Source organism: Patescibacteria group bacterium (assembly GCA_041659765.1).
GTDB lineage: Bacteria > Patescibacteriota > Patescibacteriia > UBA9934 > UBA9934 > JAGORL01.
The window spans coordinates 636376-663189 of sequence record JBAZXR010000001.1 but is presented as its reverse complement, the minus strand read 5'-3'; the positions used below and the strand labels follow the sequence as shown (position 1 = coordinate 663189).

Annotated in this window: 23 protein-coding genes and 3 tRNA genes; 8 read left to right on the top strand and 18 right to left on the bottom strand. The window is 51.9% G+C overall.

Translation table 11 applies throughout. The features are described from left to right. Positions 1-28: 28 nt before the first annotated feature. Positions 29-105: transfer RNA gene (locus tag WC813_03585), tRNA-Arg, on the bottom strand. Positions 106-139: 34 nt separating this feature from the next. Beyond that, positions 140-667, bottom strand: coding sequence for a hypothetical protein (locus WC813_03580; GenBank protein ID MFA5947080.1), 528 nt, complete (start codon positions 665-667; stop codon positions 140-142). Positions 668-744: 77 nt separating this feature from the next. Between WC813_03580 and WC813_03575 the strand changes: the two genes are divergently transcribed. Beyond that, positions 745-834 (top strand) — tRNA-Ser (locus tag WC813_03575). A 20-nt stretch (positions 835-854) separates the two neighbouring features. After that, a tRNA-Ser gene (locus WC813_03570) sits at positions 855-942 on the top strand. Between the two features lie 63 nt (positions 943-1005). Here the strand turns inward: WC813_03570 and WC813_03565 are convergent. Beyond that, positions 1006-1809 (bottom strand): hypothetical protein, encoded by an 804-nt coding sequence (locus tag WC813_03565; GenBank protein ID MFA5947079.1) that lies wholly within the window; start codon positions 1807-1809, stop codon positions 1006-1008. Continuing rightward, positions 1790-2047 carry a hypothetical protein gene (locus WC813_03560; protein ID MFA5947078.1) on the bottom strand — a complete coding sequence of 86 codons (258 nt, stop codon included), beginning with the start codon at positions 2045-2047 and terminating at the stop codon, positions 1790-1792. Before WC813_03560 ends, WC813_03565 begins: the two co-directional genes overlap by 20 nt. A 63-nt stretch (positions 2048-2110) precedes the next feature. Here WC813_03560 and WC813_03555 point away from each other — a divergent pair, with 63 nt between their 5' ends. Next, positions 2111-2665, top strand: a complete 555-nt coding sequence (locus tag WC813_03555; GenBank protein ID MFA5947077.1) for an rRNA adenine N-6-methyltransferase family protein — start codon at positions 2111-2113, stop codon at positions 2663-2665. Here WC813_03555 and WC813_03550 read toward each other — a convergent pair. Genes WC813_03550 through WC813_03540 form a run of 3 tightly spaced genes read right to left on the bottom strand, consistent with a single transcriptional unit; the run spans position 2643 to position 5231 of the window. Beyond that, the gene (locus WC813_03550; protein ID MFA5947076.1) at positions 2643-3281 is read right to left on the bottom strand and encodes an L-threonylcarbamoyladenylate synthase; all 639 of its coding nucleotides are present in this window, start codon (positions 3279-3281) and stop codon (positions 2643-2645) included. The two genes, WC813_03555 and WC813_03550, sit on opposite strands and share 23 nt — an antisense overlap. A gap of 5 nt (positions 3282-3286) precedes the next feature. After that, positions 3287-4855 (bottom strand): hypothetical protein, encoded by a 1569-nt coding sequence (locus WC813_03545; protein ID MFA5947075.1) that lies wholly within the window; start codon positions 4853-4855, stop codon positions 3287-3289. Between the two features lies 1 nt (position 4856). Then, the gene (locus WC813_03540) at positions 4857-5231 is read right to left on the bottom strand and encodes a hypothetical protein (protein ID MFA5947074.1); all 375 of its coding nucleotides are present in this window, start codon (positions 5229-5231) and stop codon (positions 4857-4859) included. Positions 5232-5638: 407 nt separating this feature from the next. On the opposite strand from WC813_03540, the gene recG reads away from it, so the two are divergent. After that, positions 5639-7714: an ATP-dependent DNA helicase RecG gene (gene recG, locus WC813_03535; protein MFA5947073.1), complete on the top strand. Its 2076-nt coding sequence runs from the start codon at positions 5639-5641 to the stop codon at positions 7712-7714. 238 nt (positions 7715-7952) lie between these two features. On the opposite strand, the gene WC813_03530 is transcribed toward recG, so the two are convergent. The 11 genes from WC813_03530 to WC813_03480 all read right to left on the bottom strand — a co-directional run bounded on the left by WC813_03530 (position 7953) and on the right by WC813_03480 (position 20607). After that, positions 7953-9662: a hypothetical protein gene (locus WC813_03530; GenBank protein ID MFA5947072.1), complete on the bottom strand. Its 1710-nt coding sequence runs from the start codon at positions 9660-9662 to the stop codon at positions 7953-7955. A gap of 1 nt (position 9663) precedes the next feature. Next, entirely contained in the window at positions 9664-10662 is a 999-nt protein-coding gene (locus WC813_03525) for an AAA family ATPase (GenBank protein MFA5947071.1), read from the bottom strand. Between the two features lie 175 nt (positions 10663-10837). Then, complete coding sequence (locus WC813_03520) at positions 10838-11128, bottom strand: GIY-YIG nuclease family protein (GenBank protein ID MFA5947070.1); 291 nt, start codon at positions 11126-11128, stop codon at positions 10838-10840. Between the two features lie 62 nt (positions 11129-11190). Further along, a complete protein-coding gene (radA, locus tag WC813_03515) occupies positions 11191-12462 on the bottom strand; it encodes a DNA repair protein RadA (GenBank protein MFA5947069.1) in 1272 nt (423 codons plus the stop codon). A 3-nt stretch (positions 12463-12465) separates the two neighbouring features. Then, positions 12466-13824, bottom strand: coding sequence for a 3D domain-containing protein (locus tag WC813_03510; GenBank protein MFA5947068.1), 1359 nt, complete (start codon positions 13822-13824; stop codon positions 12466-12468). After that, positions 13821-14462 carry a thioredoxin domain-containing protein gene (locus WC813_03505; GenBank protein MFA5947067.1) on the bottom strand — a complete coding sequence of 214 codons (642 nt, stop codon included), beginning with the start codon at positions 14460-14462 and terminating at the stop codon, positions 13821-13823. Before WC813_03505 ends, WC813_03510 begins: the two co-directional genes overlap by 4 nt. Before the next feature lie 2 nt (positions 14463-14464). Further along, positions 14465-15691 carry a hypothetical protein gene (locus tag WC813_03500; GenBank protein ID MFA5947066.1) on the bottom strand — a complete coding sequence of 409 codons (1227 nt, stop codon included), beginning with the start codon at positions 15689-15691 and terminating at the stop codon, positions 14465-14467. A gap of 1 nt (position 15692) precedes the next feature. Next, a complete protein-coding gene (locus tag WC813_03495) occupies positions 15693-16655 on the bottom strand; it encodes a hypothetical protein (GenBank protein ID MFA5947065.1) in 963 nt (320 codons plus the stop codon). A gap of 20 nt (positions 16656-16675) precedes the next feature. After that, positions 16676-18982 (bottom strand): ATP-dependent Clp protease ATP-binding subunit, encoded by a 2307-nt coding sequence (locus tag WC813_03490; GenBank protein ID MFA5947064.1) that lies wholly within the window; start codon positions 18980-18982, stop codon positions 16676-16678. 96 nt (positions 18983-19078) lie between these two features. After that, positions 19079-19951: a M48 family metallopeptidase gene (locus tag WC813_03485; GenBank protein ID MFA5947063.1), complete on the bottom strand. Its 873-nt coding sequence runs from the start codon at positions 19949-19951 to the stop codon at positions 19079-19081. A gap of 104 nt (positions 19952-20055) precedes the next feature. Next, positions 20056-20607 carry a LemA family protein gene (locus WC813_03480; GenBank protein MFA5947062.1) on the bottom strand — a complete coding sequence of 184 codons (552 nt, stop codon included), beginning with the start codon at positions 20605-20607 and terminating at the stop codon, positions 20056-20058. 57 nt (positions 20608-20664) lie between these two features. Between WC813_03480 and WC813_03475 the strand changes: the two genes are divergently transcribed. From WC813_03475 to pheT, 4 genes are all read left to right on the top strand, one after another. Next, positions 20665-21999: a phosphomannomutase/phosphoglucomutase gene (locus tag WC813_03475; GenBank protein MFA5947061.1), complete on the top strand. Its 1335-nt coding sequence runs from the start codon at positions 20665-20667 to the stop codon at positions 21997-21999. 18 nt (positions 22000-22017) lie between these two features. After that, positions 22018-23100 carry a M50 family metallopeptidase gene (locus WC813_03470; protein ID MFA5947060.1) on the top strand — a complete coding sequence of 361 codons (1083 nt, stop codon included), beginning with the start codon at positions 22018-22020 and terminating at the stop codon, positions 23098-23100. Between the two features lie 108 nt (positions 23101-23208). Next, complete coding sequence (pheS, locus tag WC813_03465; GenBank protein ID MFA5947059.1) at positions 23209-24291, top strand: phenylalanine--tRNA ligase subunit alpha; 1083 nt, start codon at positions 23209-23211, stop codon at positions 24289-24291. A gap of 101 nt (positions 24292-24392) precedes the next feature. Next, the gene (gene pheT, locus WC813_03460; protein MFA5947058.1) at positions 24393-26813 is read left to right on the top strand and encodes a phenylalanine--tRNA ligase subunit beta; all 2421 of its coding nucleotides are present in this window, start codon (positions 24393-24395) and stop codon (positions 26811-26813) included. Position 26814 lies beyond the last annotated feature (1 nt).

The window sequence follows — 26814 nt, the reverse complement described above, 5'->3', positions numbered from 1 at the left end:
AAAACGACCCCGTAAAGGGATCGGTTTGTGGTGCGCGCGGCAGGATTTGAACCTACGACCCTCAGCTCCGCAAGCTGATGCTCTATCCAGCTGAGCTACGCGCGCATACGCAGAAACTCTTAAAATACTGCTGAAAAGCTTATAATTTATACACGCGACGGAGGGTGTCTGTCAAACTTTCGCCTTCGCGGTCAAGGTTCTCGAAAACGTAGGGCAAAAGGCTTTGACGGACTTCGTTGGGGTTTTTGTCGTCCAGGTGAATAGATAACGTCGGTTTCAACCGCCCCTGGAAAGAAACGTAGAGATACTTAATGTCAGGCGGAGAATAGGAGATCGAAAAATCCTTAATCGTCTCGTACGGGTAGAACTCGTCGCCGAGAACTACTCCTGAAGTAGTGACGTACGCTCTAACTCGCGCTGGCTTTTTCAGGTCACGCATTAGCAGAATAACAGCAAACATGAGGAGGATAAGTGCAAAGACAAAATTGGCCGTCATGAGGGCAAACAGCAGCATCGCCAAGCCAATAGCGCCAGCCGCCACGTACCAGCCAGTTGAACGATCAGACGGCGGATATTCCCAAGTTTCCCAGGTGCAAATGACGTTTCCAACGTCAATATGCTCATGTTCTTCAGCCTGAATCTTTTTTTTGCCTTCCCCCTTTGCCATATGCTTGCCCACAGTATAACATGAGCACGCTTGAAAAAGAGTGACAATTCAGGTAGTGTACGCCCGTTCTATCGCGGGGAGAGGTGGCCGAGTGGCTTAAGGCACAGGATTGCTAATCCTGCGTACTTGAAAGAGTACCGAGAGTTCGAATCTCTCCCTCTCCGCCAGTGAGTTTTTACAATTTTTAGGAGGGATGACCGAGTGGTTTATGGTAACGGTCTTGAAAACCGTCGAGGTGAAAGCCTCCGTGAGTTCGAATCTCACTCCCTCCGCCACAAAAATACGACCTTCTTGGTCGTATTTTTGTGCCCTGAGCTTGTCGAAGGGCCGAGTCTTTACTAATCGTTTTCTTTTTTAACTCTTGGCACGGCACTGCCGAGTGCGAGTTTGAGTGCTCCGCGGGCGGTTTCCATGGAGGCATGGAAGACGTTCATGGCAGATTCGATGGCCTTCTTTTTTGTGGCGACTAGGTTTTTGATGGCCGCGGATCCATCAAGTGCTTTACGGTCAGCTTGGAGTTTGGTTTGGGCAGTCTTCAGCTCGCTCGTTAGCGTTGCTTTTACTGTCTTTGGATCTGTTCCTGCGGCGCAGGATGTTTTGGCCTTTGTGAGAGCCGTTTCCACGGAGGCTTTGAAAGTTTTCGCGATCGCTTCCATGCTGGTTCGGCGGGTAGTTTTTGTTTTTTCAACGCCAGCACGGAAAGTGGTGAGCGCAGCGTCTACGGCTGTGCGTCTGATGGAGATAGCTGTAGTCACGGCAACTTTGAAAGCGGTAACAGCAACCTTCTGAGCATCTGTTTTAGCGAGCGCGTCAATCTTGGCGAATTCCGCGGTGCGGGCCTTGTCTTCTTTGATACGAACCTCGCCGAGATGCGTGTCCGTCTCCTGTTCTTTTTTGATGATGGATGAGTCTTTGTCTGTCAGACGCTTCTCATGCTCGCCAACCCGTTTTGAGAGTTCCTTCGTGACGCTGTCGGAGGCATTCGTGAAGCGGGTGCAAAAGTTATCGCCAACCGCTGACCGGCTGTCTGGCCGCTCACCGTCACGGTTTTCTTCGGCGAAAGCGATCGGGAGACTCTGACCAAACAGGAGAGCTAGGCTGACGGCACTCATCGCTACGCGCTTAGAAGTTGTTCGTGTCATAGGCGTAGCCGAGGTTATTTAGTGATTCAGTATCGTTCGCTGTCGTCGCATTGGTGTCTTCTGGCGCGAGCGTAGTGTCTTCACTGGCCGAGACGTTCACAAGTGCGTTGACTGACGCGTCGACCTGTTCCTGAGGTGATACGGACGTATCTGACGTCACCTTGCCTGTGCTCGAACAACCCGCGCCCATGGTCACGACGGCAAATGCCGCAGGGACCAGGAATTTCCAATGTTTCATAAAACAGGCTAAGATAAGGTTACTTCTAGACCTATAATAGCATCTCTCGCTCAATTTGTACGTATGAATAAGCTCGCATTCTTCAAAACCTTTCTTAAGGATATCTCGGTCGCCTCGGTGACGCCCACGAGCAAGCATGCGGTGAAAAAACTCTGTGAGAAAATTGATTTTGCTAAACCAGGCATGGTGATTGTGGAGTACGGCGCGGGGGAGGGGGTGGTCAGTAAAGAAATGCTGAAGCGGATGCCGGCAGATGGAAAGTTAATTTTGATCGAGCAGAACCCGGTGTTGGCTGATCATCTGCGAAAGATTCTCGCCGATCCTCGCGTAACAGTCTTCACTGCCTCGGCGGAGAAGGTCGACGAACTCCTGGCGACTATTGGCATTTCTCAGGTGGACGCCATGATGTCCAGTATCCCGTTTACTTTACTGAAGAAACATGAGGCCACGACACTCATTGCTAAGTCCGCCAAGTTGTTGGGAGAAAAAGGTGTCTTCGTCATGTTTCAGTTTAACCCGCGAGGCAAAAAGTTCCTAAAAAAATCATTTCACCACATTGATTCCGGCCTGGTCCTCATGAATATCCCGCCGCTCCTTACCTGGAAGGCTCGAGCGTAATTGCGCCCTGCCTAAGTACCTCGACGTTGCCGTTTTGTGAAGTGATAATGGTCGACGGGGGATTTTTTTTGAGTAAACCTGCGTCGATGATCGCATCTGGTTGTAGGTTTCGAGCACCGAAAAGTTCGACAATACTTTTTGCGTCATACAGCTCTTTTTCCCCAGAGATATTCGCACTGGTTGATACAAGGGGGACACCCAGGGCATCGACGAGCGCCTGTGCGATAGGGTGACTCGATCGACGAACCGCAATGGTCGAACCCTCGGGCGTAGACCGCCCTACGGGCGAGCCGGTCATACATTGCGTTGCGATCGATGATCCCATGCGAACCTCGACGATGATGTTTAGCGGCCCTGGCCAGTATTTCTCGGCCATTTCCCGAAGCTTCGGATCCCAATCGACAAGTTCTTCACCGAACGGATTACTCGATGGCAAAAGAAGGGTAACGCCTTTGCCTTCTGGTCGGCCTTTGATCGCGAACACTCGAGCAACCGTTTCCGCATTCGTCGCATCGCATCCAATCCCATAAGAAGTTTCCGTGGGATACACAATCACGCCGCCTTGTTTTAGGAGATCGACGGCTTCAGCGATGTTGTCGGGAGAAAGGATTTTCACAGAGATTATTGAAGGCAGAAGATATCTCGAGCACCGTCCTTTCCTGCGGCTATCTCGGCATCTTTATTCCAGACGCAGTTATTACCGAGGTAGCTGCCATAATCTACCGAGAGCAACGATGCGCCCGAAATCAGTCTCTCGATTTCTTTTTGATTCCTTACAATCCTCGCCTCTTTGTCTACGAGATTGATGACGATAAGTTTATTTTCTATAACTAACCCAACTGATTTTTCATCGAGGAGATAGAGTTCACGCACACTGAACTGACTCTTGTTCGCTTCAGAATAAGAGTTTGACGAGGGGAAGTCTGTTTTTAGAGTGAGGACTGGTGTTTTGTCCTTAAAGAAATATGACCGTTCTCCGCCTCCGTAAATCACTGATCCCCAGCGATCTGGGCCGAAGTCTTCGCCTCCAAGGGTTTTATAGGCGTCGCCTTTGTCGTCGAAATACACCCAAAGAATATTGCCAATTTGTTCATCCGCCCTGGAGAATTGCTCGCGGATAGCGGGATGGGTATCTAGAAATAGGCGATATCCTTTGCTATTGACCCAGAAGAAGTAGAGTCCGCCGTAGTCGCCGCCCTCGTAGCTAGTATTAGTTCTTTCGCCGGTTTCAATGTTGATTACTGCGACATCCCCCTGAAACCCCAGGGCGAGTTCGTTATTATGTGCCCCGAGAATATGGCGCGGGTTACAGTTGGCGACCATGGTTGAGAAACAAGATTCCTCTTTGAGCGCACGAGTGAACGCGTCCGGTAGCTTTTTGATTTTTTTAGAATTGATGTCGAGCATCATGACATCCCCATGCTGCTCGTAGTAGACGCGATCCGTGTAGACATCAAAGAAGATGAATTTGCCCGCATCGGCATCTACATTCTCCATGAAAGGTAATGAGACTGTCTGGCCTGTAGGACTCATGGCGAAGAATTCGTCTGCTTTGCGGAAGATTTTCAATGGTCTTGGGAGTTGACCGAGGGTCGTTTTTACCTTCTCGTCCCGTCGAAAATCAACTGAAGACGCGTCATATAAATAGCTCGGAGTAGCGGTTTTATGGTGTGGAGGCTTTGTAATCAACAAAATGAGAACAGGAAAGAGAACGGCGACATGAATACTGAGGATAGCTCCTGCGAGCAGTACTTTCTCGGCGCGTGATGAGTGGCGCGTATGCTGGAGAATTTTTACAATGGCAGAGAAGACTGCAAGAGCGAGGATTTCTAGGACAGTAATGAAGAAATTGAAGCCGGCGATGAAAGCGAGGGTGACCAACGCGTCACCGTCGTATTTGGCATGAGATAGCGCGATCACCAGTGAGAGCGGAATGAGAAACTGCAATAATGCGGCAAAAAAGAGCACGAAGCCGTATTTTTCTTGTCGGAGCAAGGCTGATCTCACGAGAAACAATTCTGCGGCTATGCAAAGCGCTGCGGATCCCACCGCGGCAAAAAGCATGATGGATCCATCGTCTGTGTTGGTAAACAGCAATCTTTCAACGGCGAGTATTCCTAAGAAGGTGAGAACGGGCGCGATCATCCAAAGAAGGACGGACGCATTCCAAAGTTTAGTTTCTTTCGTCATATTATTCGGCATTTGGCCAGTTTTCGGCAATACATTGGGCTTTCTTTTCTGGAAGAGTCCACTCCGGATATTGCATAAGGGCGCAAAGCTCAGGGCGTTCTTCCGGTTTCGTCTCGCCTACGATACGGAGGCAATCATTGAACCTCGACTGAACTCCGTGTTCATCGGTATTTGGCAGTAGCAGGAGGCACTGATTTTTATCGTGCGTCCGTAGGACGACGGATTCGACGCAGCCAGCGAAGACGTAGGGGCTTGTTTTGTAGACGTCGCATTCGTTAATGTCACCTGTCGCGGCGGCGCGACAGGCATTGGATGAATTTTTCCGCGGGTTAGTGGTGCGATAGCAGAATGATGCATCGGAGAGAGTTTTTGCCATATATTCAAAACAAACATTCGCCGACGTGGGCTGGTAGAAGCGTTCACAAGCCGAGGGATCCGATATGGCTCTGTAGAAAGAACTCAGGCATTCGTCGGCCGGGTACGTCATGTACGGTCCGCCACCTTTTTCATCATTAGGGTCTCGTTGGTGTTCTAGGGTCTTAGGAAGAGCGGAGCACTTGGAGACATCCTTCGTTGATATCGCTGCGCTCGTCGTGCGGGTTATTCGCTGGCGTATCGCGTTTTCTGGCGTGAAAAACATCGGCACAATTGTGCTTGCGATGAAAATAGTGAGGATAATAGTGATTATTCCGAGAGCCCATTTCATATCAAGCTACCTTAGCGTATTTGGAGGGAACCGTAAACTTGCATTTTGGCAACGACCTGGTATAATCCGCGGAACTTATGGCGATCCATTTGAAGGACACCATCGCTTCTATAGCGACGATCGGAGCCGCAAAGGCGAAAGACTTTGCCCGGCTTGGCATCAACACACTACACGAAGCGCTCTTTGATTTTCCGTTTCGTTACGATGACCTCTCGCACGCGGTCGTTATTGCCGACGTGAAGCCTGGCCAGAAGGTGACGGTTCAGGGCACGATCATGAATATCGAGAACCGCCAGAGTCAGAAGTCTCGAAAGATGATGGTGACGGAAGCGATTATCGAGGACGGCACTGGCGCGATTAAAGGCGTGTGGTTTCATCAAGGTTTTTTAACTAAGGTTTTGAAGCCGGGTCAAATTATTTCCATGGCCGGTAAGGTGGATGATCGCTACGGGCTCTCGCTCGTAAACCCAGCGTATGAGGTGGTTGGCAGTGGAAAAATCGGCAAAGAAACCGGCCGGATTGTTCCGATTTATAAATTGACCGGTGCGTTGACACAAAAGGTTCGTAGAAAGGTGGCTGAGGCCTCTCTTGGTGCGGTGAAAGAGGTTGAGGAATGGATGCCTGACAAGATCGTGTCCGAGGTTGAGCTCATGGGACTCCACGGAGCCATTACTGAGCTCCATTTTCCGTCGACGACTGAAGAAAAAGACAAAGCGCTGCGCCGATTAAAATTCGACGAGTTTTTCTTGCACCAATTACTCCATGCCAAGAGCCGTCGAGAATTGAAAATGCGCAAGGCGCCAAAGGTTCCGTTCAACGAGGCGTACATGAAGGAACTCGTCGCTGGGTTGCCTTTTGAGCTCACCGGCGCGCAGAAGAAAGCGGTCTGGGCGATTATTAAGGACATGAACCGCCCGGAACCGATGAACCGTCTCCTGGAAGGTGACGTAGGCAGTGGTAAGACGGTGGTGGCCGCGCTGGTTGCTTGTAACGCGCAGAAAGACGGTTGGCAGACGGCTATGCTGGCGCCCACGGAAATCCTGGCTGAACAACACGCCCAGACTTTGCAGAAGCTATTTGGTAGCAGACTAACGATCGCGCTTTATACGAGGACAAAGCGTCGCGTGGGCGGTAAAGAGGTGACAAAAGCACAGCTACTTTCAGCGCTTAAAAACGGGGGAGCGCAATTTGTGGTCGGCACGCACGCCTTGCTAACGCAGGACGTACTTTTCGATCGCCTCGGACTTATCGTCGTCGATGAACAACACCGCTTTGGTGTGAAACAGCGCCAAGCGCTCAAGGACAAACAGGGTGACCAGGATGGCATCCCGCATCTTCTTTCGATGACTGCTACGCCGATCCCTCGCTCTCTTGCTCTCGTGCTTTACGGCGATCTCGACCGTTCTATTTTGAACGAGTACCCGGCTGGCCGTAAGCCGATTTTGACGGAAGTTGTCGAGCTCGGCCGTGAGGAGCCCATTTATCAAATGATGCGCGAGCAGATGAATGAAGGTCGGCAGATTTTTGTGGTCTGTCCTTTGATCGAGGAATCCGACGCGCTCGGTGTGAACTCGGTTCATGAGGTGTACAAGGAATTCATGCTTGAGGCTTTCCGTGGCTACAAGGTCTCCATGTTGCACGGTCGAATGAAGACGGCAGAGAAGGATGCTGTTATGCGTGAGTTCGCCGAGGGGAGATCCAACATGCTTATCTCGACGACTGTGGTCGAGGTTGGTGTGGACGTGCCGAACGCCACGGTCATGTACGTGGAAGGTGCCGAGCGTTTCGGTCTGGCTCAGCTCCACCAGCTCCGCGGACGCGTTGGTCGTGGCGAACATCAGAGCTATTGTTATCTGCATCCGTCAGGGATGCTCGGCGACGTGGCTCGTGAGCGCATGAAGGCTATTGAAGGCAGCCAGGATGGATTCGATCTAGCTGAGCGCGATCTCCAACTCCGTGGCCCCGGTAGCGTCTTCGGCACAAACCAGTCAGGCTTCGACCAGTTCAAGCTCGGCACCATGAACGACATTGACCTCATGAGCTTTGCTAAGGACTTCTCTAAAGAGCTACTCGACGAAAGCCCAGACCTGACGAACTATCCCAAACTCCGCGAGCGTCTCTACGAGTACGTGGACGAGGTGCATTTTGAGTAGTTAACAAAGTTAAAAAAGTTGAAAAAGCTGTAAAGTACCATCCCGATGGTGCATTTACTTTTTAACCTTCTTCGGCTTTTTTAACTTTTTCAACTAAAACAAAAGACCAGTATTGTCTCGAAAATGGAGTCGGATTACCTCCTAACATTTTCTCGCCAACACTGGTTTTTGTTTTTCCTTGTCTGCTCAGTCTTTGCGAGAGTGCCGTTCGACGGCAGCTCGAAGCAAGCTTTTGGTTTTAGAACTGGAGCGTAAAGCCACGAATTGGGAGGTTCTTAATAAAACTACCGTTTATGAGATCTGGTCCATTAACTCCTTCGCGCCACTGGATGCTATGAAGAAGTGGAAACTCATGTGTTGGCTCACTTGTTATTTCAACTTGAATTTGATCGTCCTGACTTTGGCTTGCGCCGGTTGAATCTACAATAAGTGAGAGCGTGTGAGTTGTTCCTGCGAAGATGGTGCCATGTACCAGGTTTGCGAGTGCGTAGGCGATCACGGATTGCACACGATCAGTCGGACCACACTGGCCGCCATCCGCATTCATGATTATCCAAGAATTGTTATTGGTTAGCACTTCACCGGTTGTGAGGTCTTTAAGTTCCCATTTGGTGACATCGCCTAGTCCGCTAACTGTTGAAGAACCGCATGATGCCCACGGCGAGTCAACGGACGTTGCGTTAACTTTGAAGGTTATTTGGGACATGCTCAGATCTTCGGCTGGATCAGCAGCTACGTTGAATCGTAAGACCTCGTTGCGACCTGGTACAGCTGGACCGGTTGGGCTTGCTGAATGGAGGGTAATGGTCGGGCGAGTTTCACGGAGGGTAAAGGTTCCGCCCTGATAACCGTAGCCCATTTCACTTTCGGTGATAACGGAGCCTGAGGTGTTGCCTACGGCCTTAAAGAGTCCGCCCGGCAAGAAGGCGATTGCTTCACTAAAGGTCTGTCCGGACGAGCCGGAGCCCGTAGCGCTGATATCGGCTGTATCTACAGTTACTTCAACCGTTGCAGCGTTCGCTGCGCCAGTCGGCACTGCAATATCAATCCCAGAGAACTGTGCAAAATGGTTCGAAAGGGTCGAGGTGTTTGTAATTGTGGCTCCAGAGGCGTTCTTATAGGTGATTTTGATTGTTTTCACCGCTGCGTCATCGCCTATATTTTGAATGGTGAGTTTTTGGATTGTGTAAGCTTCACCTGCCGCGGTGAATTTAAATGCTGCTGCTTTGACGGAGCTATTTTTGATGGTGAGGTCGCTGCTTGGGGCGATGGGGCTTAATGAAACCTGGAGCATGCCGCGTGAACGAATCGTTACCGAGGTGGTGAGTGCTACGTTCACTCCAGCATCCGTGATAGTTCCTACATTGATACGGTTGTCCGGCAAATTGTTTCCGGTAGCCGCGACCGTCGCCACGACATACCCTGGATATCCGGTCAGCTCAACGCCCATGATGTACGGATTAGTGATGAGTGTATTTGCATGGTCGCAGAGAATGGTGAAAGGGGTGATTGAGTTTGCAGTAAGGGTAAACTTATCTTCAAATGTGATCATGTTCCCGTTGGTTACAGAAACCGGGCTCGCTACTGCAGCCCCGGTTCGCTTGTTGATCAGCATGCACGACAGGAGGAGATCACTGGCGGAGAGATCGTTTTGAATTTCCTTGAAGTTCCCGTCGCTGTCCGCCAGGACATTAAAGGTGAGCGATTCGATGAGGATAGCCTTATTTTTCGCCTCGAGCGTGAAGCCGAGCATGGGTTCTCGTTGAGCGCCCTGTACGGTTCCGTGTGCGCCAGGTAGAGGCGTTGCCTTAATGTTGAGAACCGGCCCTGTATTACTTGCCGCGACGACAAACCCGGCTGCGGCCGCGAGTAATCCGGTGGCCATGATGGCAATTCCGACGAGGGTAGCTGTTGTTGTTTGTACTGCGGTTGATGAAGTTGTTTTCATATTATTTATTGGTTTGTCGTAATTTTTGCGCGTCCATGTGTTCCCGCCACTGGTTTACTACGTCTTCGACGTCGTCTTTTGTGACTGTGGGGTGTTTGGTTTGTTTGGCTGCACCGTGGACAATCCCGAGATGTTTGCCGTGTTGTTTGTCCTCGAACTCAATTGATACTTTGGCTGAGGCTTCGTCGATTAAATCGATCGCCTTGTCCGGAAGGAAACGTCCTCTTATGTACTTGTCAGATAGTCGAACCGCCTCTTTGAGCACGTCGTCTGGAATAGTTACTTTGTGAAAGGCTTCGTATTCGGGTCTGAGTGTTTTGAGCATCCGCACCGCCTGCTCCGGCTCTGGCTCGTCGACGAGTACTGGTTGGAACCGTCTATCGAGGGCCGCGTCGGTCTTGATGTATTTCGCGTATTCATCCCATGTCGTCGCGCCAATGATGTGCAGATCGCCACGCGCGAGGGCGGGCTTGAACAAATCGGTAACATTTAGTGAACCTTCACTGCCACTGCCTTGAACAATCATGTGCACTTCATCAATAAACAAAATAGTTTCTCGAGACTGGCCTTCGAGGTCTTTCAAAAAGTCGCTGACCCGTTTCTCGAGTTCTCCGCGGAACTTCGTCTCCCCAAAGAGGGAAGCTAGGTTGATCGCAATAAGCGATTTGTCTTTGAGCGAAGCTGGAACATCGCCTTTCGCGATTCTGTCTGCGAGTCCATGCACGATCGCCGTCTTGCCAACTCCAGGCTCGCCGATTAGAAGGGGATTATTCTTACTTCGACGCAAAAGAATATGAATTGTTCGCTCAATCTCGCCTTCGCGATCAGAAAAAGGATCAAGTTTGCCTTTTTTGGCTTGGTCGATGAGATCGGTCGAAAACGCGCTTGGTTTGCTCGACTTCTTCACACTGCCAGATCCTCCCGATTTCCCCTGATACAAAAGAATGGCACCTACGATGCCGCAAATAATTGCTATGCCCCACAAGACATTCGGATCCATAGGCAAAACTTTGCCTAAGTATACCGCATTGTTCAGGTCCCCGAGCGAAGGCGAGGGTGGTCAGGGTCTTTGCGAGAGTGCCGTTTGACGGCAACTCGAAGCAACCTCGAAAAAGATAGCATTGGGATTGCTTCGACACAGACGATTACGTCTGGTCTCGCAAAGACTGAAGGAGTTAGAGCTCCTCAGAAATATCTCGCCACGTTGGGTTCTCCTGCGCAATAAGAAGCATCTTTTTATTCCTCGATCCGCCCTTGATCTGTTTTTCGCGAGAAATGGCATCGTATGCAGTCGAAAACACCTCAACGTAAACAAGTTTGGTGCAGTTGTATCTCTTCGTGAATCCTTCGACATACTTCTCCTTATGCTCCTGCACTCGACGAGAGATATCATTCGTAACTCCTGTATAGATGACGGAATTATTAGGATTCGTCATGAAATACACGTAGTAGTTTCGCTCTTCCATAGATGTCATTGAGATTGCTTCGACACGGCTGATTACAGCCGGTCTCGCAAGGACTGAAAATACTATCGAGCAAGCTCTCGGATGTGTTTAGTATTCTTCGGTGTCAGCGAGGCAGCCATGCCGAGGCGTTCGGCTTCTTTGAGCCGACGTTCGAGGAAGGGGACGGAGCGCACTTCGCCTCCCAGGCCTAGTTCGCCCACAATGATGGTGTCAGCGGGGAAGGTTTTGTCATTGATGGCGGAGATGATGGCGGCTGCCACGGCAAGGTCCGCGGCGTGTTCATCGATCTTGATTCCACCGACAACATTTACGAATACGTCCTGGTCATACACCTTGATGCCAGCACGTTTGGAAACAATCGCGAGGACCATCTGAAGCCTAGACGCGTCATAGCCGCTGGTTCGTCGAACCGGGTTTGGGAAGAAAGACTTATCGACGAGCGCCTGGATTTCTACTAGGAACGGTCGACTGCCCTCCATGATGCAGGTGACCACGGAGCCTGGGCCCGGTACCCGCTCCTTGAGGAACCGTGCCGAGGGATTCTCGACTGCGATTAATCCTTTTTCTGTCATTTCAAAAACGCCTATTTCTTCCGTACTGCCAAAACGATGTTTGTTCGCTCGAAGGATGCGATAGGTCGATTCCGGGTCGCCTTCGAGGGTGAGCAAGGTGTCGACTAGATGTTCGAGTGTCTTTGGACCGGCCACGGTTCCTTCTTTAGTTACTTGGCCGATGATTAAAACAGGCGTGTTGGTGGATTTTGCAAAACTAATCAGCTCGGTCGTGGCCGCACGCACCGCGGTCGGCGTCCCTGGAAATGCGTCAGCCTCCGCCACCATCATCGTTTGAATAGAATCGACAATGACAATAGACGGCTTAGCTTCTTTCGCCGCGGCAATGATCGCGCCAACGTCGACAGCGTTCGAAAACAAAATAGTCGACGGGTTAATGCCGAGGCGTTCAAACCGCAGGCGAACTTGGCCTTCGCTCTCTTCGCCGGACGCATAGTACGCGCTCTGGAAGCCGGCGATTTGTGCAACGATTGTCGACTTGCCGATTCCGGGTTCGCCAGCAAGTAAGGTGACTGATCCGGGCACGATGCCTCCGCCCAGAACTCGATCAAGCTCGGAAAGACCTGTGGGGATAGGTGTAGTTACCGTGGCGGATGCTTCGCCCAACTTTAAAACGGGCGCCGGTTTAGAGGACAATTTTTGTTGAGATAAAGAAGACGGCGCGTGGCCGTCCTCCTCGGTCAACGTTCCCCATTTTCCACATTCTATACATCGCCCAGACCACTTAAGGACCTGGGCGTCGCAGTGCGAGCAGACAAACATATGCTAGTTCAATGTTGTTGGGCATTTGGCCGGATCGTTGCCAGGGCAGACGCGGAGCGTCACCTCGCCAATATTTCTTTTGGCCGTAGCCAGCGCTGATGAGCCGCTACCCATGAACAAGTCTACACGTCTTCCTTTGATTTCTCCACCGGTGTCTTCCGCGTACCAGATAGCACTGTTTGAAGCCGCGTCCGGCGCCCCGAATATTTTGAAGACTGTGCCGAGCGGCAGGACGTTCCTGCTGACCGCCGCCGTATGGTGGCCTTCTGGCGGCGTAGTCACGAGGCCTTCTTTGAAAGCTGTTGTTTTGTTACAGAAAGGAACAGTCGAAGCAAATGGAGTACATGGTTCCCAGTAGTAATTCAAGCCTTTGCTGTAGCAGGTCTTAGCTGACTGGGGAGCATTTTTTCGACCACTGATAGGTGAATCTGGACAGGAACACTGCATGGCAATGTTGCATTCAAAACTTAGATCGCCCTGCTTGTCGCCGTAGGCTGGGGCGTAATAAGAAGTTATAAAGAATGGGACGCCTTTTTCTAATTCGTCTTTGGTTGGTGTGCCCATGGCTTTGAAGCGTTCTAAATCAGTGCTCTTGGCCGACGCACCGCCTGTAACTTGAGACTCGGCCAACATGAAGCTGGACCGCACGTCGCTGGCCATCTGAGGCACAGATTCAACCACCAGCGATTTGAAGAGCACAGTTCCCGGATCAATCAGAAACGCCAAATCAAATGCCGCAAACAGAAGCACTAGCCCAATGACCGCGTTTTTAATACGGGTCTTGGCCTTGTCTACGCGCTTTGAGCTACCACCCGACATCACATACTCCAGCCCGCCCACCATGAGCATGGTCACGGCCATAAGTGTGCCGGCCACTAGTAGGAATCTGTAGGCGGCTTGGACATACAGACCAATGAGGTTAGAGCGGACAGTGCCATCAGATTTGGTGACTGACCCCGCTAGATCAAGACCAGGAATCGGCACGTTCAAAATAGGGATAACTATTTCTCTTGGGGCAGTCACGAATTGTTCCACTATGCCTGGAGTTACCGGCGCATCAGGGGCTACTAGATCTGAGGCTACGGGAGCATCATGCAGGTTCAGCCTGCCGCTTGAGCGCTGAATAGTAGGATCCGTTTCATCGCAATAGTCGTATTGGTAGGAGTCGCCATGATAGGTATCGTTGCAGGTTGAGATACAGACTGTTTCCTGGCTTGCCTCAAAGGTGGTAAACCCATTTGGGTACATGCACGTACAGGTGGCATTGAGCGCGTTTGGCTGACCACAATTTAGCCCGACCGCCAGGGCTGGGGCGGGGGAGAGGGTGAGAGCCAGGAGAAAGGCGAGGAAGAGGTGCTTCACATGGTTGGGAGTAGGGCGTCAATGGCGCGGGTGAGTTCGCTTAGGGAGAGTGACCCACTGTACCGTGTGCCGTTTAAGAAGATAGTTGGCGTAGAGGCGATCTGGAGGGCTAAGCCTTCGTCATAACCGCGCTCGACTAGTGGTAGGGTGTCCTGGTTTTTAACGCACTGGCTAAAGGCGTTGGCTTTTAGTTTTAGTTCGCCGGCAATCCGGGTGTAGAGATCGTCACCCAAGAGGGGCTGGTTAGCCATGAGCGTATCATGGAATTCCCAGAATTTATTTTGCTTGCCAGCACAGCGGGCAGCTACGGCCGCTGGGATAGCTTCCGGATGCGCTCCGTTATTTGGCAGATCCTTCCAGACTAAGCGGAGAGCGGTACCGTAGTTTGCTAGGAGCGTGTTAAGCACTGGTTCGAGTTCGGCACAGGCTGAGCACTGAAAATCTTCATACATGACAAGCGTAACCGGAGCGTTTGCCGGACCACGGCTTGGATCAGCTGAAGTTATTTCCGGCGTGGTGACGATTCTTTGGCCGGTAAAGGTGATGGAATCCTTCGTTTTTACGGACAGTACAAAAAAGAGAAAGATGACGGCGCTGAGTCCAATGATAACGGCGAAGAATTGCCAGAAGTACTTCATAGTTATTTGAGCCGGATAGAATTTAATCGGCCAAATTTATCGGCAAAGAACAGTAGATCACCGGCGGGGGAGACGGACAGGTTAGACATCTGAGTGTCAACGGCCGGTTTTGCTACGAGCGTAGCCTTTAATGTGCTTAAGTCGACTTTGTATAGGTTGTCCGTAGAGGTGATGAGGGAGGCTGAAGATCCACCGCCCGGGGGCATGACCGTTGGCACGGCGCAATACAGCAGAGTGTTTGAGCCGAAGGTGCATTTTGTAGCCAGCGTTTGGAGCGGAATTTGTTTGCGGGTAGCAGTTTTCTGATCGCCGTCTTTATCTGCGTACCAGAGCGAAGCTTTATAGTCTTCACCAGCATCCGCGACCGAGTAGATTAGATGAGCAGAGTCCGGTGACCATTTTGGCGTGAAGTTGGAGCCGGTAACAAATAGCACACCAGCGTCTTTGCCGTCTTTGCCGATTAGATAAATGCTATTTTGACCAAACGTGCTGGTGGCTACTGAGCCCGTAGCTGAGAAGCCGACAATACTGCCGTCGGGCGACATCACGACGCTGACTTTGTCTTGGTTCGTGCCAAGCGCGGCAATCGGCGTGGCCGAGGAGCCATCTGCCGATGATATAACTAGTGACCGCGCGGAAGGATCAGTGGCCACGCTTTTAGTGGCGATTGTTCCGCCATCTTGAGAGAAGGAAAAATCTTCCCAGTGTGAGGGCAAAGTAGACTGGACCCCGGTGTCAAAGTTATAGACTACGTTACTGCCGTCTGGAAATTCTATAGCTGCGGTGGCGCCACCGGTGGCGAAGACCACGCTTGAGGCTTCTGGAAATTTGGCCGAAGAGAGTGCGATGTTATTGCCGTTCTCATCGATCGTATAAAACTTGCCGTCACCCGGGTCATAGTAGGACACCTTGCCGGCAGCTGTGATGGTAGGCGATTTAACGGCGCTCGTCGTCAAAGTAGTGGTGGAGGTCAGGCCGCCATTCGCCACGGGTGAAATAGGCAGACCGCCGGGACCAGTTGGCTGGGTAACCGCGCCAGGAACAAACGGCGCAGCCCCGCCGGCAGCTGGCAGGCCGCCGCCTACTGGCGTGGTGACTCCGGTGCCCGGCGTGACCGGAACTACGCTCGGTCTGGCGCGGAAAAAGAGGAAATACATGCCGGCGCCCAGGGCGAGGGTCACTACGCCTAGGATAACTAGCCGGACGATCATTTGGTTACGCTCGTTCATACTATGTTAAAAGCGATAAGATGGCGTTTATATCAAGTAGAGAACCTAAATAATAATACCCGTAGGCTAAAATCATGAAGACAATAAAAGCCGTTAGCCCGATGATCAGAATTACTGGGACGGTTACGAGTAAGGTAAACGCCAGATCTGCGTCATCGGCCAGATCAGCCATGTTGGCCCCGCCAAAGATAAATTTGTAGGGCGGAAGTGCTAGATCAAGAGCTTTATTAGCTGTGTACTGAACAGCGTCTCTGGCTGTGGTGCCCACGTTGGTGGCTTGGGGGATTAGAATGGTGCGGCCAAACCGAGTGTATTTGTAAGACACGTCCGTTATCGTTCCAATGCCGAGATCCGTCTCCAGGGCCGCACCTTCTGTTACTTCCACTAGCCCTCCGCCTACATCATCCGCTGCGAACACCGCTAGACGCGCAATTAATTCTTGAGCCTTATCTTGAGCTAGTTTAGCTGCCATCTTAGCCGCTTCATCCGCCACTTGTTGACGCATGGCCCGGGTTGGCCCGAGTTCAGCTACATCGCGCATTAAGCTGTCTTGTCTGATGGCTTCTTGAGCCTCAGCTGAAGCTGCCTGATTTTCCGGCGTCATGTCCTCAGAACGTTGTTCTGGAAGCACATCGCGGCGAGTCGCGTTTAAGGTTCGCTGGCGCTGTTCTGCTTCAGCAAATCTTGCTTGAGCAGAGAGTCCAGCAGTATGGCTCTCTACGTTTCCGCCAGCTTCTTCTATTCTGTCTCCTTCTACATCTTCGAGTTCAGCTCCGCGTGAAAAACCGCTGTCAGCCATGAGGGAGGCTCCAAGCACGGCCGCCCGCATGGTTCTGGTGGCATGTTCACTCATCCGGCCGATCATTCCCGGTTGGGTTCGTTTGGCCGCCGTTCTATCTTGACGCAAAGTAGACGCAGCCTGGGTCTGCGTATTAGAAAATTGCGCTGTGGCAGTAGCTGCCATATGCGCCAGTATACCAGAAATTATGCGATCTCTACCCCTTTCTTACCGGCGCGGACTCGATAGTTTTTTGCTTTCTTTCCAAGATTATTTAGTACCTTGTCTGCCAGCGGTCGTTCGATGGCTTCGGCAATGACGCGGCGGACATCCCGGGCACCGAGTTTGGGGTTCACGGACTTCGCGAGTTGAGTTAGAGCGGCAGCATCGGCTTTGAGCGAGATTCCACGGTTCTTGAGGCGAAGTTCGAGTTCTTTTAGTTCGCGCTTGGCAATCTTTTCCATGTCGGCGGGTGTTAACGCACCGAACAAACAAATGCGATCGATGCGGTTCAAAAATTCGGCCTTAAACTCGTCTTCGAGAATCGTGCGCATATCGATCTTCTCCTTAATCGCCTTACCGGTGAAGCCAAGGGAACCGCGCTCGAACAACTCTCGACCGGCGTTTGAAGTCATGATGATGACGGTGTTTCTGAAATTAACGGCCGTACCAGTCGCGTCAGTAATGGTTCCTTCGTCGAGAATTTGGAGAAGTAGGTGATGAACGTCTTTGTGTGCTTTTTCAAGTTCGTCGAACAAGACGACCGAGTATGGGCGAGCTTTGACCGCATCAGTTAATCGAGCGACCTCTTTGTAACCCACGTAGCCTGGGGGAGAACCAATGAGTTTGCTGGCGCTAAAACTTTCCGCATATTCACTCATGTCGAGCCGGATCAAAGCCTTCTCATCTTCAAAAACTTCCGCTGCTACGGCCTTGGCCATTTCTGTCTTCCCAACTCCGGACGGACCGACGAACAGAAAAGAGGCGAGCGGTTTCTCGGCGCGGTGAAAGCCGAGTTTGGCGCGGATGATGCTTGATGCTACGGCTTCGACGGCTTCTGTCTGAGCAAGGACACGGTCGGCAAGTCGAGATTTGAGCGTTTTGAGTTTGTCACTATCATTGGCTTCGAGCCTCTCGAGCGGAACGCCGGTTACGGTGGCGGCCACACGGCGCACGTCGTCTGTGGTGATGTCGAGTTTCTTTGTCCGGCAGGCGCTGCCAACTTCGTCGAGTAGGTCGATAGCCTTGTCTGGAAATGCTTTATGCGGGAAGTAACGGCCAGAAATTTCGACAATTGTCGCAAAGGCTTCTTTGGCAAAGGTCACACCGTGATGCTTGGCGTAGGCGGGGGCCAGGCCGATCAAGATCGATTTGGTCTCATCGGCAGATGGTTCACGAACCGAAACGGGGGCGAAACGGCGCGCTAGCGCGCCGTCATCTTCAATGTGTTTTTTGTACTCCTCGCGCGTCGTGGCCCCAATGACGCGAATCTCGCCACGGGCCAGGGACGGCTTCATAATGTTCGCCGCGTCGAGTGCGCCGGATCCAGAACCAGTGCCGACGAGCGTGTGGACTTCGTCAATAAATAAAACAGCATTCTTTGCCTCCTTAAGATCCTCGATAACATCGTGCAAGCGTTCCTCGAAATCACCTCGATACATAGTGCCAGCCAGCATGGCGGACATATCGAGCATGTAAATTTTTGTTCCCTTGAGCCCGGCCGGAGCGGAACCGTCGACAATTCTCTTGGCGAGACCCTCGACGATCGCCGTTTTGCCTACGCCCGGAGCACCAAGGAGAAGCGGGTTATTTTTTGTTTTCCGCGTAAGAATGCGCGCGAGTCTATCGATCTCCATGTTACGACCAATTAAGGCATCGATCTTTTTGACGTGATCGGCACCCGTTAACTCAGTACTAAAAAACTCGAGCGCGGATTGCTCGTTGGCGTCAGCTACTTCATCGTGAACGTGTCCACACTTTATACACGGCTGAGCGGGCGCTTTCTTAACTTCGCGCACGCCGGTCGGGCGAACTTCGGCGGGCTGTGGTTCTGGTGCGCGCGTCTCCCTAAAAATTTGAGTGAGTTCTTCCTGTATTTTCTCGGCATCAACACCAGCTTTTTTGAACACGGCGCTGATCGCGAGCGGACGGAGGGCGAGGATGCCAAATAAAAGATGCTCGGTTGTCACGAGCGGGTGATCGTGCAGGTTGGCAGCGAGCATTGCCTTCTCCATGGCAGCCTTAGCGTCGACCGAAAGAAAGGGTTTAGTTTTTGGAGCTTTCGGGTCAGTCATTGAGCTACGGCCGGCCGGTTTGGTGAGTTCTTCAAAAGCAGCCGCCTCGAGTCCTGACTTTTTGAGGAGCTGTGCGCCCAGACAGGAATCTTCCGTTCCAATTGCCCAAAACAAATGTTCCGGCGTAATCGACTCGCTTCCTTCCTGGAGAACCAAAGTCAACGCCCGGGTGAGCGCGGTGTTTAAGTGGGGAGAAAATTTATCAACTAAGTCGGACATATGGATTATCGATGGTTCCCATCCTGAGCGAGAGCGAAGGATCCGACTTTCCCCTCTGAGGGTCGGACTCTTCGCAAGGCTCAGAGTGGAGACGGCTTAACCTCCCATTTCCCTCAATCGTTTAATTCTCTCCTCGACGGGAGGATGCGTAGAAAACCAGCCGGCCACTTTGTTCCCGAACGGGTTGGCGATGAACAAGTGGGCCGTAGCTTTGTTCGCATTCTGCATGGGTACGTTGGCGCGGGAAATCTTCTCAAGCGCACTTGCAAGTCCCTCGGGGAACCGCGTCAGTAACGCTCCAGACGCGTCGGCGAGGTATTCCCGCTGTCGTGATACGGCGAGCTGAATGAGCTGGGCGAAGATGGGGGAGAGGATTGAAAGCACAATACCGACGAGCACAAAAGCAACGAGCGCGTCATTTTTCCTTCCCCCGCCACTGAATCGAGAATGGAGGAAGATGTTACTCATGATCATGATCGCGCCCACCAGGACGACAACGATGGTCATCACGCGCAGATCATAATTCTTAATGTGCGACAGCTCGTGGCTCGTCACGCCTTCCAGTTCTTGTTTATCGAGAATTGAGAGGAGACCCGTTGTAAACGCAATTGATGCATGCTGAGGATCTCGACCTGTGGCAAACGCATTTGGCGCGGCGTCATCCATGATGTAGATCTTCGGCATCGGGACGCCGTCAGCAATACACAGGTTCTCCACAATGTTCCAAATCTCCGGCGCATCTTTTTTCTCTATCTGTTTTGCTCCGTTTACCGAGAGCGCAATTTTGTCGGAGAAGTAATAGCTGAAGAGCGAGTAAATACTCGCAAAGATTGTACCGATGACAACAGACGACCCCGCGTCCACGTTATATGCCGCGCCAAAGGCCACACTTAAAACCACAATCACCGCGCAGGCAATTGCAATCAATAACCAGGTCTTGCGTTTGTTGGCGGTGATTTGGGAGTACATAAGTTCAGTCATCCTGAGGAGCTCCGCGACGAAGGATCTGATTGGTTGACCATTCAGATTCTTCGCTACGCTCAGAATGACTGTATTCGCTTTCCTTCGTCGTCTTAGAATTTCACCTCAGGCACTGCATTTGCCTCATCTGGTGCATCGTAGAAATCGTACTTTTTGAAACCAAGAGAGTTGCCGATCATGTTGTTTGGGAAGACGGCTAGGCGAATGTTGAAATCGCGAACCTGGCCGTTGTAGAAACGGCGGGAGGCTTGAATCTTGTCTTCGGTGTCCACTAGCTCTGATTGCAAATGGCGGAAGTTGTCATTGGCCTTAAGGTCTGGGTAGCTTTCGGCAACCGCGAAGAGCGATTTAAGCGTGTTCGTTAGCATGCCCTCGGCCTCCGCGTGTTGAGCCGGCGTGGAAGCTTGCATAGCGTGACTGCGTGCCTCGGTGACTTTCGTAAAAACAGAATCTTCATGCTGCGCGTAACCTTTAACCGTGTTTACCAGGTTTGGAATGAGGTCATAGCGGCGCTTGAGCTGAACCTCAATATCGCCAAGAGCTTCTTCTACGCGAGTTTTGAGTGTGACCAATCCGTTGTACACTCCGATCAGCCAGAAACCGACAGCCACTAGGATCAAGACAATGATTGGTAGAAACATCATAGTTTTGCCTCAACGGTTAAAGAGTATTAGCATTACTGTAGTATTCTTCAGCCATCTATGCAACTTCCGGAACATATTTTCAAAGCTAATGACATTCGCGGTTTACTTGAAGAGGTCTCGCCAGAGGTCGCGTACCTGGCCGGTCGAGCAATTGTGCGTAAGACTGGCGCAAAAACAGTCGTCGTCGGCCGTGATATGCGCAGCACGAGCGAGGCACTGCAAGCGGAGGCGATCAGAGGCATCAGAAGCATGGGTGCCGATGCACTCAATATCGGTCTAACGACTACGAGTGTCTTCAATTTTGCCATATCAAGTCTCAAGAATGTCGACGCCGGGCTCATGGTGACTGCTTCTCATAATCCCGCGGAGTACAACGGTATTAAATTTGGAGATGGTTCGGGGTTGCCGATTTCCGGGCCAGCTATTCTCGACGAGATCAAAAAGGACGATGGCGCACTGCTCGATCTAGGAAAAGTGACTGATCACAACGTGGTCGAGGAGTACGTGGAGGCCTGCATCAAGAACGCAAATCTCCCGGACGTGAAGGGCATGAAGATCGCTGTGGACTACGGCAATGGCATGGGAACGGTTGCCTTCCGGCCGCTCGCCAAGCGTCTCGGACTTGAACTCACGGAGCTTTACGCCGAGCCCGACGCCCGATTCCCAAATCACGAAGCCAACCCAAACAAGCGCGAAACATTGGCCGAGATTGAGAAGCTTCTTGCTTCAGGCGACTTTGCCTTTGGGGCAGCGCTCGACGGTGACGCAGATAGAATCGGGTTCCTCGACAACAAGGGTGTCCCGCTCCGCGGGGATGAAACCCTTGCGCTGTTAGCGGCCGACGAACTTGAAAGAAATCCAGGAGCGACAATCATTTATCAGCCAAATCACACCTGGGCTACACTCGACGCTATCAATGAACACGGCGGCAAAGGCGTACAGAGACAAATCGGCCGCACGCGCGTGGTTGAAGGCATGAGAACCGAAGGCGCAAAGCTCGGCGGGGAAGTGTCTAGTCACTTCTTTTTTGCCGAATTCGCCGGCCTGGAGGCTGTTGACTTTGCTTTCTGCCGAATGTTGTCGCTCATCGCCAAAGCCAAGAAACCCCTTAGCAAAATCTCCGCCCCTCTTCGCAAATACTCGAACAGCTGGGAAGTAAACTTCGAAGTCCATGATAAGGTCGCGGCCACAAAGCGTGTGGAAGACGCATACGTCTCGCAGGCGAGCTCCGTCAACCGCCTGGACGGTATCCGTTGCGAATTTGGTCGCGACTGGTGGTTTATTCTGCGCGCCTCAAACACCGAACCCTTGCTCCGCCTCATCGTCGAAGCGACTTCTAAGGAGCTGATGGAGGCAAAACGCGACGAACTCGCGAAAATCATCCAGGGGTAGTACAATCTCCCCGATATTATGCTGCTCACCATCTTTGTTTTTCTTCTCGTTCTCTCCTTGCTCGTGCTCGTGCATGAACTTGGCCACTATATTGCGGCGCGGCAGATGGGGATGAGTGTTGAAGAATTTGGTTTTGGTTTTCCGCCTAGGCTTTTTGGGAAGAAAGACAGAAACGGCATGCTGTGGAGCGTGAACCTTATCCCCCTCGGCGGTTTTGTGCGTATTAAGGGTGAGAATGGGGAGAAGAGAGGCGAACATGACGCGTTTGCCCAAAAGAGTATTCCAGCGCGTCTGTACGTGTTGTTCGCGGGCGTCATCATGAACTTTCTGTTGGCCTGGGTGTTATTCACCGCGGGTTTTATGTTTGGTCTGCCCTCAATCATTGAGGGCGTGGATTATAAATCAGCCATTATTTCAAACCGCGCCGTGAACGTCATGCAGGTTCTTTCTGAGAGCCCCGCGCACAAAGCTGGACTAAGTGAGGGGGATCAGATCACGGCTATTGATGGCAAAACGTACGCTAACGGCGAAGAGGCTCGTGCCGCACTCGTACCGCATGCGGACGGCTCGCCGGTACATGTTGTTTTTACACATGATGGCGGAACTAAAGAGGCGGACATCATCCCTGAGTTCAACGCTGAGGCGGGCAGACCGATTATTGGTGTAGCCATTGTGGAGACAGGTACGGTGCGTTTTCCTTTCTACGTCGCGCCTATTAAGGGACTGGTGACCACGGCGGGCATGACGTATGACATAGTCGGTGCATTTGTTGGACTTATCGCGGGTCTCTTCCAACATCGGAACGTGGCGGCTGACCTCTCTGGTCCGATCGGAATCGCCTCCTTGACTGGTCAGGTGGCACGCCTAGGCTTCTGGCATTTGGTGCAATTTGCCGCGCTCTTGTCTGTTAACTTGGCCGTCTTAAATGCTATTCCGTTTCCAGCCCTAGACGGCGGTCGCGCCCTCTTTGTCTTTGTCGAAGCCGTTCGTCGAAAACCCAATAGCCTCCAGTTCGAACAAGCCGCCCACACCATTGGCTTTGCGCTGTTGATCTTGCTGGTATTGTTTGTTACATATAAGGACATCGTGAAACTCTTTTGAGGACAAACGGTAGTGTCATTCTGAGCGGAGCGAAGAATCTGAATGGTTGCCCAATCGGATCCTTCGTCGCTCGGAGCTCCTCAGGATGACTGAGCCGAACAAAATTCTATGATCAACCGACTACAAGAACTTGAAACCGAGTGCCTCAAAGCATTTTCGACAATCGCGAACGCGGAAGAACTTGAGGCTTCCAGAGTTGCGTTCCTTGGCCGAAAGGGAAGACTGGCGGACATCATGTCTGACTTGCCAAGCTTATCGAACGAAGAAAAGAGAGCTGCCGGACAGAAGGCCAATGAAGTGAAAGCTGCCATAGAGGGAGCTTTCGAGGCCGCAAAGGCGAGACTGGACGCCACGGAGTCTGCTTCACGTGCAGAAAAAGAATGGCTGGACATTTCTTTGCCAGGAACCGAGCCCGCTGTCGGCCATCTCCATATTACGAGCCAGGCGATCGAGGAAATTTCCGATATTTTTTCGCGCATCGGCTTTGTCCGCGCTCGTCATCCCGAGATCGATTGGGATTATTACGCGTTCGAGTCGCTCAACATGCCAAAGGATCATCCGGCTCGTGATGATTGGGAAACATTTTTTGTCGCCTCGACGACCGACGGCCGACAACCAACAACCGCGACAGGCGAAAAAGGCAAGATTGTATTAACTCCACACACAAGTAACGCACAGGTACGCGAGATGGAGAAAGGCCAGTTGCCAATTCGCATGATCAACATCGGCAAATGCTATCGTCGACAATCCACACCTCGTCATCTCTCGATGTTCCACCAGTTCGAAGGTTTAGTTATCGACAAAACCGCGACCGTCACGGAACTCAAGGGCGTTTGCGATTACTTCGCAAAACAATTCTTCGGCGAAGGGCGCGTTACCCGTTTGCGTCCATATCATTTCCGCTTTACCGAGCCGAGCTTTGAACTCGACATTTCTTGCGGTATGTGCGAAGGCACAGGACTTGTCGCTGGTGTGAAATGTAAGCTTTGTAAAGCTGGTTGGCTTGAACTCGGCGGCGCCGGCATGGTGCATCCGAATGTTTTGAAAGCCGGCGGACTTGATCCCAAAGAGTATCAAGGTTTTGCCTTCGGTTGGGGAGTTGAGCGCACCGCTATGATGCGTTCCGGTTTAAACATCGACGACATCCGCATCATGTATAAGAATGATTTGAGGTTTCTTGAACAGTTTTAGAGTTAAAAAAGTTAAAAAAGCCAAAGAAAGTTAAAAAAGTAATTCAATCAGATTCCCACTTTACAGCTTTTTCAACCTTTTCAACTTTTCAGCTATCGACTATGAACATCCTCGCCTCTTACAATTGGATCCGCGAATACTTGAACACCACGCTTTCTGCGGATGAGTTTGCTAAAGAACTCTCGCTCAAGTCCATGTCCGTCGAAAAAATCGACGCTCTTTGGGGCAAATTTGAACACATGGTGGTCGGCGTTATCAAGGAGATCAAAGCGCACCCCAATGCGAACAAACTTCGCATTGCGGTGACGGATATTGGCGAGAAGACTGTCGAAGTTGTGTGTGGCGGATCGAATCTTGAAGTTGGCCAGCGCGTGTTCGTAGCGCTCCCGGGCGCAAAGGTTAAGTGGCATGGTGAGGGCGAACTGGTCACGCTCGCCGAGGTTGAAATCCGTGGAGTAAAGAGCATTGGCATGATTTGCGCGGCAGCCGAAGTCGGTTTCGACAAGATTCCCGCTGGCGAACATGAGATTTGGGATCTTTCGAAAGTAACCGACGCAAAAGCCGGCACGCCGATTGTCGAAGCACTTGAACTCAATGACACCATTTTTGATATCGAGGTAACTACAAATCGCCCCGACTGCATGAGCATCGTCGGTCTCGCCCGCGAAGGTTCAGCCTCGACCGATGGTCAGTTCACTTTCGCTCCTCTCCTCCTTTCCAAGGAGGAGTCGGAGGAGGTTCAGGGTTTCAGGGTCTCGATCAACTCCAAAAAGTGTCCACGCTACATGGCAGCCGTGGTAAAAAACGTAAAAGTCGGCCCATCACCGTGGTGGCTTCAGAAGAAATTGTTGCTCGCTGGTCATCGGCCGATTAATAACATTGTTGACATCACAAACTTGGTCTTGCATGAGCTCGGCCAGCCGATGCACGCCTTTGACGCAAGCAAAATCCGCGGTAATCAGATTGTGATTCGTGACGCGCAGAAGGGGGAGAAGCTCAAAGCCCTCGATGGCAAGGAATACGAACTTTCAAAGACAAACCTCATCATTGCTGACCAAGAAGGACCGATGGCCGTGGCTGGTGTCATGGGCGGGGAAGCGAGCTCGACCACGAACGAAACGACGACGGTTGTTTTCGAGGCAGCCGCTTTTGATGCCGTCTCTGTTCGCAGAACCGCACGCGACCTGAACCTTTACTCTGACTCTCAGTTAGTCTTCGAAAAAGGTTTGTCCACGGAGGCGTTGCCAATTGCCATGGCGCGCGCACTTGAGCTTGTACAACAACTCGCTGGCGGTACCGTCGAAGGACTGTCAGACACGCGCCACGAAAAAGAGAAGGCGTATAAACCTCGCGTGTACAAGACGTCTACGAAGAAGATTCGCTCAAGAATCGGCGTTGATATTTCGGACGAACAGATCGAGAAGATTCTGACGAAGCTCGGCTTCATGCTGACGAAGAAAGGCCACATCATCACGGCCACCGTTCCATTCTGGCGTGATCACGACATTGAGTCCGAGGTTGATCTCACCGAAGAAGTTGCGCGCATCTACGGCTACCACAACATGCCGAGCACGTTGCCTGCCGTGACGCCTCCTCCAGCAGTTAATGACGTTGCAGTCGTTTGGGAACGCAAACTGAAGCGCGTTCTTGCATCTCTTGGTTATACCGAGTTCTTCGGCGTTTCGCTCATTGACGGCAAGGACTTGGAACGCTACGGCATCACCCCGCTTGATGCAGTTAAGCTGCTCAACCCGCTTGCCGAAGACTTGAGCTACCTGCGCCCCACGCTAGTTCCCTCGATTCTTCGGGATATCGAAAAGAACCAGGCTACCTCTCCTTCGGCTCGTATTTTCGAACTCTCTCGCGTGCATCTCCTCTCTAACCTGCAACCCGCAACCAGCAACCTACCTCTCGAACAGTATCGTTTAGTTATCGCCGACTACGGCTACGACAACTCCGAGGCCGCTTTTATGCGCCTCAAGGGCACGCTCGAACGCCTCGGCAAAGAAACCGGCGTCGCCTTCTCGCTCACCCGCGTACAGGACACTCCACGCTATCACCCCAGCCGCGCTGCGGACATTCATGCCGAGATTAACGGCGTCCGCACCCTTGTTGGCATGATGGGGGAAGTTGCGCCTGCCTACGAACGTGCTTTCGGACTTGAGAAGCAGGTCTTCCTTATCGACCTAGACCTCGAAGCCCTTCTGCCGCATCTCAAAAAAGCTCTCCGCTACGAACTCCTCAGTGCCTTCCCAGCTTCTCGACGAGACTTGTCTTTCATGTTGAACGAACGCACCGCCTACGACGAAATCGCCGCCGCTGTCGCTGGCCCGTTACTCACCGACATCTCGCTGACTGACATTTACCGCGGCGCAGGAGTCGAGTCCGGTAAGAAGTCGTTGACCCTTTCTCTGACCTTTTCGGCTAATGATCGAACACTGACGAGCGACGAGGTAGAAAATGAAATTAAGCGCATCACGACGGCTCTCGAAGGCAAATTCGGTGCGGCGTTGAGGGGGTAGC

What these genes read in the sequence shown, in the direction of transcription:
- WC813_03580 (MFA5947080.1), bottom strand. Translation starts at nt 667, where the DNA reads ATGGCAAAGGGGGAAGGCAAAAAAAAGATTCAGGCTGAAGAACATGAG.
- WC813_03565 (MFA5947079.1), bottom strand. Translation starts at nt 1,809, where the DNA reads ATGACACGAACAACTTCTAAGCGCGTAGCGATGAGTGCCGTCAGCCTA.
- WC813_03560 (MFA5947078.1), bottom strand. Translation starts at nt 2,047, where the DNA reads ATGAAACATTGGAAATTCCTGGTCCCTGCGGCATTTGCCGTCGTGACC.
- WC813_03555 (MFA5947077.1), top strand. Translation starts at nt 2,111, where the DNA reads ATGAATAAGCTCGCATTCTTCAAAACCTTTCTTAAGGATATCTCGGTC.
- WC813_03545 (MFA5947075.1), bottom strand. Translation starts at nt 4,855, where the DNA reads ATGACGAAAGAAACTAAACTTTGGAATGCGTCCGTCCTTCTTTGGATG.
- WC813_03540 (MFA5947074.1), bottom strand. Translation starts at nt 5,231, where the DNA reads ATGGCAAAAACTCTCTCCGATGCATCATTCTGCTATCGCACCACTAAC.
- recG (MFA5947073.1), top strand. Translation starts at nt 5,639, where the DNA reads ATGGCGATCCATTTGAAGGACACCATCGCTTCTATAGCGACGATCGGA.
- WC813_03530 (MFA5947072.1), bottom strand. Translation starts at nt 9,662, where the DNA reads ATGAAAACAACTTCATCAACCGCAGTACAAACAACAACAGCTACCCTC.
- WC813_03525 (MFA5947071.1), bottom strand. Translation starts at nt 10,662, where the DNA reads ATGGATCCGAATGTCTTGTGGGGCATAGCAATTATTTGCGGCATCGTA.
- WC813_03520 (MFA5947070.1), bottom strand. Translation starts at nt 11,128, where the DNA reads ATGGAAGAGCGAAACTACTACGTGTATTTCATGACGAATCCTAATAAT.
- radA (MFA5947069.1), bottom strand. Translation starts at nt 12,462, where the DNA reads ATGTTTGTCTGCTCGCACTGCGACGCCCAGGTCCTTAAGTGGTCTGGG.
- WC813_03505 (MFA5947067.1), bottom strand. Translation starts at nt 14,462, where the DNA reads ATGAAGTACTTCTGGCAATTCTTCGCCGTTATCATTGGACTCAGCGCC.
- WC813_03500 (MFA5947066.1), bottom strand. Translation starts at nt 15,691, where the DNA reads ATGAACGAGCGTAACCAAATGATCGTCCGGCTAGTTATCCTAGGCGTA.
- WC813_03495 (MFA5947065.1), bottom strand. Translation starts at nt 16,655, where the DNA reads ATGGCAGCTACTGCCACAGCGCAATTTTCTAATACGCAGACCCAGGCT.
- WC813_03490 (MFA5947064.1), bottom strand. Translation starts at nt 18,982, where the DNA reads ATGTCCGACTTAGTTGATAAATTTTCTCCCCACTTAAACACCGCGCTC.
- WC813_03485 (MFA5947063.1), bottom strand. Translation starts at nt 19,951, where the DNA reads ATGTACTCCCAAATCACCGCCAACAAACGCAAGACCTGGTTATTGATT.
- WC813_03480 (MFA5947062.1), bottom strand. Translation starts at nt 20,607, where the DNA reads ATGATGTTTCTACCAATCATTGTCTTGATCCTAGTGGCTGTCGGTTTC.
- WC813_03475 (MFA5947061.1), top strand. Translation starts at nt 20,665, where the DNA reads ATGCAACTTCCGGAACATATTTTCAAAGCTAATGACATTCGCGGTTTA.
- WC813_03470 (MFA5947060.1), top strand. Translation starts at nt 22,018, where the DNA reads ATGCTGCTCACCATCTTTGTTTTTCTTCTCGTTCTCTCCTTGCTCGTG.
- pheS (MFA5947059.1), top strand. Translation starts at nt 23,209, where the DNA reads ATGATCAACCGACTACAAGAACTTGAAACCGAGTGCCTCAAAGCATTT.
- pheT (MFA5947058.1), top strand. Translation starts at nt 24,393, where the DNA reads ATGAACATCCTCGCCTCTTACAATTGGATCCGCGAATACTTGAACACC.